The 6467-nt window shown below is 64.0% G+C and carries 6 protein-coding genes; 3 read left to right on the top strand and 3 right to left on the bottom strand.

Annotated features, from left to right (window positions below):
- Positions 1-871 precede the first annotated feature (871 nt).
- The 3 genes from rpsT to mutM form a co-directional block, all read right to left on the bottom strand.
- The gene (rpsT, locus tag K8M09_RS19635; protein ID WP_160786644.1) at positions 872-1138 is read right to left on the bottom strand and encodes a 30S ribosomal protein S20; all 267 of its coding nucleotides are present in this window, start codon (positions 1136-1138) and stop codon (positions 872-874) included.
- Positions 1139-1329: 191 nt separating this feature from the next.
- Positions 1330-2103, bottom strand: a complete 774-nt coding sequence (locus K8M09_RS19630) for an enoyl-CoA hydratase (RefSeq protein ID WP_160786645.1) — start codon at positions 2101-2103, stop codon at positions 1330-1332.
- Between the two features lie 17 nt (positions 2104-2120).
- The gene (gene mutM / locus K8M09_RS19625) at positions 2121-3011 is read right to left on the bottom strand and encodes a bifunctional DNA-formamidopyrimidine glycosylase/DNA-(apurinic or apyrimidinic site) lyase (RefSeq protein WP_160786646.1); all 891 of its coding nucleotides are present in this window, start codon (positions 3009-3011) and stop codon (positions 2121-2123) included.
- Between the two features lie 175 nt (positions 3012-3186).
- On the opposite strand from mutM, the gene ubiE reads away from it, so the two are divergent.
- Genes ubiE through K8M09_RS19610 form a run of 3 tightly spaced genes read left to right on the top strand, consistent with a single transcriptional unit; the run spans position 3187 to position 6415 of the window.
- Positions 3187-3963 (top strand): bifunctional demethylmenaquinone methyltransferase/2-methoxy-6-polyprenyl-1,4-benzoquinol methylase UbiE, encoded by a 777-nt coding sequence (gene ubiE / locus K8M09_RS19620; protein WP_160786647.1) that lies wholly within the window; start codon positions 3187-3189, stop codon positions 3961-3963.
- A 37-nt stretch (positions 3964-4000) separates the two neighbouring features.
- Complete coding sequence (gene ubiB / locus K8M09_RS19615; protein ID WP_160786648.1) at positions 4001-5566, top strand: 2-polyprenylphenol 6-hydroxylase; 1566 nt, start codon at positions 4001-4003, stop codon at positions 5564-5566.
- 45 nt (positions 5567-5611) lie between these two features.
- The gene (locus K8M09_RS19610) at positions 5612-6415 is read left to right on the top strand and encodes a potassium channel family protein (protein WP_160786649.1); all 804 of its coding nucleotides are present in this window, start codon (positions 5612-5614) and stop codon (positions 6413-6415) included.
- Positions 6416-6467: the final 52 nt, after the last annotated feature.

The following is a 6467-nucleotide window of genomic DNA, read 5'->3' as shown; positions in this document are numbered from 1 at the left end:
CTTGCCGCCTTTCATGCTCAATTCGCCACGTCGGCATTCCTGCCGGCGCCTTCCATGTTTGCCGTCACCCGTCCGCGCAGAGCCAATAGCCCGGAACGGGATCTGGAGCCCCAAACCACGCCGGCCCCCTACTTCCGACGCAGTTCCTGTTTGTCAAACACAAGTCGGTTCCGAACGATCCGGCATCATGCCCGATCGGATGGTCCCGTTTGTGGCCGCACCGTCCGCTCCCTCGTAGAGCGCCCGGCGGGCATGCCCTCAATCATCAGGCCGTCCTCGCGGCTTTGCAATCGACGCAACCGAAGGTCGCAAAAGCCTTTGCCAGAGTGCCGGGGGCATCTGGGGCAAGCTTTGCCGATTGGATGATTTTACGAAGCGGAGCCGCTCCGTTACAGAGGACAGATGACCACCTCTGCCTTGTCAGGCAGTCTTGCCGGCGATCATTTTCAGGCTGTGTCCGCGCCCCCTGTGGAAAGCATTTAGGCAGGATCAGCCCCCAAGATCAATCACGAATTTTACGCAAAATTAAGGGGCGGGCGTTGACTCGCGAGGCCGTTTTTGACTCGGAATCGCCCCCTCCAAGGAGAATCCGTTAGGAATCAATGGCTTTGTTTTCGGGCTGTTTTCGGAAGGCTTCGAAAACGAAAAAAATAAAAATTCGCTTGACTCAAATTGCTGTCAAACTCCCGCAACGAAAGGGTCACAGGTACGGGATAACCTCCCGCAACTAACTGAATTTAAACGATTTTCCTCGTCACTCTTTTGACACGATCGGAGCTTGCGGATTAACCATGCAGGGGCCGGAAACGACAAAAAAGCCCGGCGCGATGCACCGGGCTTTTCTAATATTACAGTACCTGAAAAGGCTTAATCAGGCCGACATCGTCTTAACGCGGTTCGCCAGACGCGAAACCTTGCGGGAAGCCGTGTTGGAATGAAGCACGCCCTTGGTGGCAGCGCGCATCAGTTCCGGCTGAGCGGCCTTCAGAGCGGCGGCTGCGACAGCCTGGTCGCCGGAGGCGATGGCCTCTTCGACCTTGCGGATGAAGTTGCGGACGCGCGAGCGGCGCGACTTGTTGACTGCGGTGCGCGCGGCGATCTTGCGGGTCGCCTTCTTAGCCGAGGTTGTATTGGCCATGTATGCCTCTCTTCAGAAATCTGACACAAACTCCACCCTCGCCGTGCCGGGTCACTGCGACCTGTCATCAAAGCAATTCGGGAGCAATATCGGAAAACCTTGGAATTCGGCTTTCCAAACTGTGGGCGGCGTATAGCTGGAAACCACGGTGGCGTCAACGCGGATTCTGCAACAAACGCCGGGGAACTGACTCACCGATGCTTGAAGGCCGGCTTGCGCTTCTCGACGAAGGCCGCCATGCCCTCCTTCTGGTCTTCCGTGGCGAAGAGCGCATGGAACAGCCGGCGCTCGGCGCGCATGCCTTCCGACAGCACCGTCTCATAGGCGCGGTTCACCGCCTCCTTGGCCATCATGGTGGAGGGCAGGGAGAAGCCGGCGATCTTTTCCGCCGCCGCCAGCGCCTCGTCCAGCAGCTTTTCCGGCGCGACGACGCGGGCGACGAGGCCCGAGCGCTCGGCTTCCGCCGCATCCATCATGCGGCCGGTCAGAACGAGGTCCATCGTCTTGGCCTTGCCGAGCGCGCGCGTCAGGCGCTGCGTGCCGCCCATGCCGGGAATGATGCCGAGCGTGATTTCCGGCTGGCCGAACTTTGCCGTCTCCGAGGCGATGATGAAATCGCACATCATGGCCAGCTCGCAGCCGCCGCCGAGCGCAAAGCCGCTGACGGCCGCGATCATCGGCTTGCGGAAGGCGGCGACGTCGTCCCAGCCGGCCGCAAGGTCTTCCACCACGGCATCGGCAAAGCCGTAGGGCTGCATCTCCTTGATGTCCGCGCCGGCGGCGAAGGCCTTTTCCGAGCCGGTGATGACGACGGCGCCGATGCCGGCATCCGCCGCAAAGCCTGCGAGCACACCCTTCAGTTCATCGAGAAGCTGGCGGTTCAGCGCATTCAGCGCCTGCGGCCGGTTGAGCGTGACGAGGCCGACGCGTCCGCGCGTCTCGACCAGCAGGGTTTCATAGGCCATGTTTCTCTCCTTAAGACTTACTTCTGGCAGACGGCGCAGTGGAAGGTCGATCGGCCGCCCTGCACGATGCGGCCGATAGTGCCCGTGCAGCCCGGCGTGCGGCAAGGCTCCTTCTCGCGGTCATAGACGGAAAAGGAGTGCTGGAAATAGCCGAGCGAGCCGTCGGCGCGGATATGGTCGCGCAGGGTCGAGCCGCCGGCCTCGATGGCATCGGCAATGACCTCTCGGATCGAGGCCGTGAGCGCCACAAGTTCCTTCTTCGGCTTGCCGGCCGCCGTCACCAGCGTTCCGGCCAGCCGCTCCGGTGAAAGATGGGAGCGCCACAGGGCCTCGCAGACGTAGATATTGCCGAGGCCGGCAATGTTCTTCTGGTCGAGTAGTGCGGCCTTCAGCGGCGTCTGGCGATTGCGGAACCGGGCGGCGATATGGTCGGCGTCGAGCGTATTGCCGGTCGGCTCGGGGCCGAGATCGCGGAAGAAGGCATGGGCGGCGAGATCCTCGCGGCGGGCAAGGTCCATGAAGCCGAAGCGGCGCGGATCGTTATAGACGACGCGGCGCTCGCCTTCCGCCGTCTCCAGATGGAAGACGACATGGTCGTGGCGCGTGTCCTTGCTGCGCGGCATGTGGAAGTCGCCGGGCGTTTGCGCCTCCGGCGCGCCCTCCACCCGGAACGAGCCGGACATGCCGAGATGGGCGATCACCACGTCGCCGCCCTCGATATCGATCAGCAGATATTTGGCGCGGCGGCCGAGCGAGACGACGCGGCGGCCTTCCAGCGCCTCGGAAAAAGCGGGCGGGAAGGGAAAGCGCAGGTCCGGGCGGCGCAATTCCGCGCGGCGGATGCGCGATCCTTCCATGACGGGCGCAAGGCCGCGCTTGACCGTTTCCACTTCCGGCAATTCCGGCATCCCGTTCTCCTTGAAGACGATTTAACCTTGAGCGCATTTGCCGCGGTCCGGCATTTCCCTCCCGGCCATCAATGTCCTATATACCCGGCGAAGCGTTCAGATAGCGCGGCCAAAGCCAATTCGCTATGGTCTTGCCAGCAATATGGCTGCGACAGACCGGCCCATGGAGACGACGATGACCGAACAGCGCACATCCGCAGACGGCGGCATGGAAACCTCCTACGGCTTCCGCGAGGTGCGGGAAGGCGAGAAGCAGGCGCTCGTCAACGACGTGTTCCACAAGGTCGCCAAGCGCTACGACATCATGAACGACGTCATGTCCGCCGGCCTGCACCGGGCCTGGAAGGACGCGATGATCGCCAGCCTCAACCCGCGCAAGGACGCCGCCTACAGGTCGCTTGACGTTGCCGGCGGCACCGGCGACATCGCCTTCCGCATCGTGGAAGCATCCGACCGTCTTGCCCATTCGACCGTGCTCGACATCAACGGCTCCATGCTCGGCGTCGGCGCGGACCGGGCGGCGAAGAAGGGGCTTTCGGCCAATCTCGACTTCGTCGAGGCCAATGCCGAAGAGTTGCCCTTCGAGGCCGGCACCTTCGACGCCTATACGATCGCCTTCGGCATCCGCAACGTGCCGCGCATCGATGTCGCGCTTTCGGAAGCCTACCGCGTGCTGAAGCGCGGCGGGCGGCTGCTGGTGCTGGAATTCTCCGAGGTGGAAATGCCGCTGCTCGACAAGGTCTATGACGCCTGGTCGTTCAAGGCGATCCCGCAATTCGGCAAGATGATCACGGGCGACGCCGAACCCTACCAGTATCTGGTGGAATCGATCCGCAAGTTCCCCAATCAGGAAGACTTTGCCGCGATAATCCGTAACGCCGGCTTCTCGCGCGTTACCTACACCAACTATACCGGCGGCATCGCGGCGCTGCATTCGGGCTGGAAGCTCTGAGCATGGCCCTCTTCCCCAGCAAGGACGGCCTTTCCGCATGAGCGTAGTCGGCGCCTATTTCCGCCTTGCCCGCGTGGGCTGGGTCCTCGTGCGCGAAGGCGTGGTCTCGGCGCTGCCGACCGAGGGCATGCCGACGCTTGCCCGCACCGCCCATGCCTTTGCCGGCCTCTTCGAGCGCCGCAAGGCCGCCAAGGGCGTGCGTGGCGACAACCTTGCCCGCGCCATCGAGCGCCTCGGCCCCTCCTATGTGAAGATGGGCCAGTTCCTTGCGACCCGCCCGGACGTGGTGGGCGCGGAAATCGCCGTCGAGCTTTCGGCCCTGCAGGACCGCATGGCGACCTTCCCGAAAGAAGCGGCCGTCGCGACGGTGGAAGGCTCGCTCGGCCGCTCGCTCACCGATCTCTACACCAGCTTCGGCGATCCCATCGCCGCCGCCTCCATCGCGCAGGTCCATCCCGCAACGGTGCGCGATGGCAAGCAGGTCGCGGTGAAGGTCATCCGTCCCGGCGTGCGCCAGCGCTTCGGCCACGACCTCGACGCCATGTATGCGGCCGCGCGCCTGCAGGAGAAGATTCTGCCCAACACGCGCCGGCTAAAACCCGTCGAGGTGACGCGGACGCTGGAGCAGACGACCAAGGTCGAGATGGACCTGCGGCTGGAAGCGGCCGCGCTTTCCGAACTGGGCGAGAACACCAAGGACGATCCCGGCTTCCGTGTGCCGACGGTCGACTGGGAGCGCACGGGCCGCGACGTCGTCACCATGGAATGGATCGACGGCATCAAGATGTCGGATGTCGAGGGCCTGCGCGCCGCCGGCCACGATCTCGACAAGCTGGCCGATACGCTGATCCAGTCGTTCCTGCGCCATACGCTGCGCGACGGCTTCTTCCATGCCGACATGCACCAGGGCAATCTCTTCGTCGACCCTGAGGGCGTCATCGTCGCGGTCGACATGGGCATCGTCGGGCGACTCGGCAAGAAGGAGCGCCGCTTCCTCGCCGAAATCCTCTACGGCTTCATCACCCGCGACTACCAGCGCGTCGCCGACGTGCATTTCGAGGCCGGCTACGTGCCCGCCCATCACGACACGGCGAGCTTCGCGCAGGCGATCCGCGCCATCGGCGAGCCGATCCACGGCCAGCCGGCCGAGACGATCTCGATGGCCAAGCTCCTGACGCTGCTCTTCGAGGTGACGGAACTCTTCGACATGGAGACCCGCACCGAACTCGTCATGCTGCAGAAGACCATGGTGGTGGTGGAAGGCGTGTCGCGCACGCTGAACCCGCGCTTCAACATGTGGAAGGCCTCCGAGGGCGTCGTCGGCGACTGGATCCGCGATAATCTCGGCCCCAAGCGCCTTCTGGCGGACCTGCGCGACGGCGCGCATGCCGCGCTCAGGCTGGCGGAGGCCGCGCCGGAAATCGCCGCCAAGGCGGAGAAATTCTCGCACGACCTCACCGCCATGGCGGAAAAGGGCCTGCGCTTCGACGCCGAGACGGCCGAAGCCATCGGCCGCTCCGAGGCGCGGCACAGCCGGTCCGGCCGCCTCGCGCTCTGGGTGATCGCCGCCACGCTCGTCTACATCGCCTGGAAGCTCAGCTAAACGGTCTTGCTTGACCAGCGCCCGCCCGGCGCTAGTCTCTGCTCCATGACAGAAGAGCCCGTGAGCGCCACCGAACCGCAACCCTTTTTCGAAAGGCTGCGCCGGCAGTTGCGCGGCCTCTATTTCGGGCGCGACCGGGAGGCGATCCGCTTCCAGGTGGCGATGCTGCTCATCGATATCGCCATTCTCGCCTTCTTCGTCGCAGGCCCCTATCTGCGCACCGGCCCGGCCTATGTGATCGTCGATTATCTCATCGCGGCCGTCATCGCCTTCGAGCTTGGCGCGCGGGCGCTGATTGCGCCGAACCTGCGCTACTGGCTGCTGCGGCCGATGACCTGGGTGGATATCGTCATCCTCGGCACCCTGCTCTTTCCCAACCAGTTGCACAATTTCGCTTTCCTGCGCGTGCTGCGCATCTGGGCGATCAGCCAGAGCAAGCTCCTGACGCTGATGCTGCGCCGGACGGGAAACGGCGACAGGGAAGACGTCATCCAGGCCTGCGCCAATTTCCTCGTCTTCCTCTTCCTCGTCACCGGCTTCGTCTACAGCAACTTCTTCTACGGCGCGGAAGGGTTCGAGGGTTTCGTCGATGCGCTCTATTTCTCCGTCGCGACCGTCACCACGACGGGCTTCGGCGACATCGTGCTGCCCGGCACGCTCGGCAAGCTCACCGCCATCGTCACTATGATCATCGGCATCTCGCTCTTCGTGCGGCTCGCGCAGGCGATCGTGCGGCCCTACAAGGTGCATTTCCCCTGCCCGCAATGCGGCCTTTCCCGCCACGAGGCGGACGCCGTGCACTGCAAGGCCTGCGGGCATGTGCTGAACATTCCCGACGAGGGCGCGTGAGCCGAAACGGCTTGGAAAAGCGCTTTCGACGGGATAGGACAGACCGGCGGTC

It is taken from the genome of Shinella zoogloeoides (assembly GCF_020883495.1).
Lineage (GTDB): Bacteria > Pseudomonadota > Alphaproteobacteria > Rhizobiales > Rhizobiaceae > Shinella > Shinella zoogloeoides.
Note: the sequence above shows the minus strand (reverse complement) of the source record. Positions and strands in the feature narration are given on the sequence as shown.

Coding starts and splice junctions, on each gene's coding strand:
- K8M09_RS19630 (WP_160786645.1), bottom strand. CDS start 2,103: ATGGCCTATGAAACCCTGCTGGTCGAGACGCGCGGACGCGTCGGCCTC.
- ubiB (WP_160786648.1), top strand. CDS start 4,001: ATGAGCGTAGTCGGCGCCTATTTCCGCCTTGCCCGCGTGGGCTGGGTC.
- rpsT (WP_160786644.1), bottom strand. CDS start 1,138: ATGGCCAATACAACCTCGGCTAAGAAGGCGACCCGCAAGATCGCCGCG.
- mutM (WP_160786646.1), bottom strand. CDS start 3,011: ATGCCGGAATTGCCGGAAGTGGAAACGGTCAAGCGCGGCCTTGCGCCC.
- K8M09_RS19610 (WP_160786649.1), top strand. CDS start 5,612: ATGACAGAAGAGCCCGTGAGCGCCACCGAACCGCAACCCTTTTTCGAA.
- ubiE (WP_160786647.1), top strand. CDS start 3,187: ATGACCGAACAGCGCACATCCGCAGACGGCGGCATGGAAACCTCCTAC.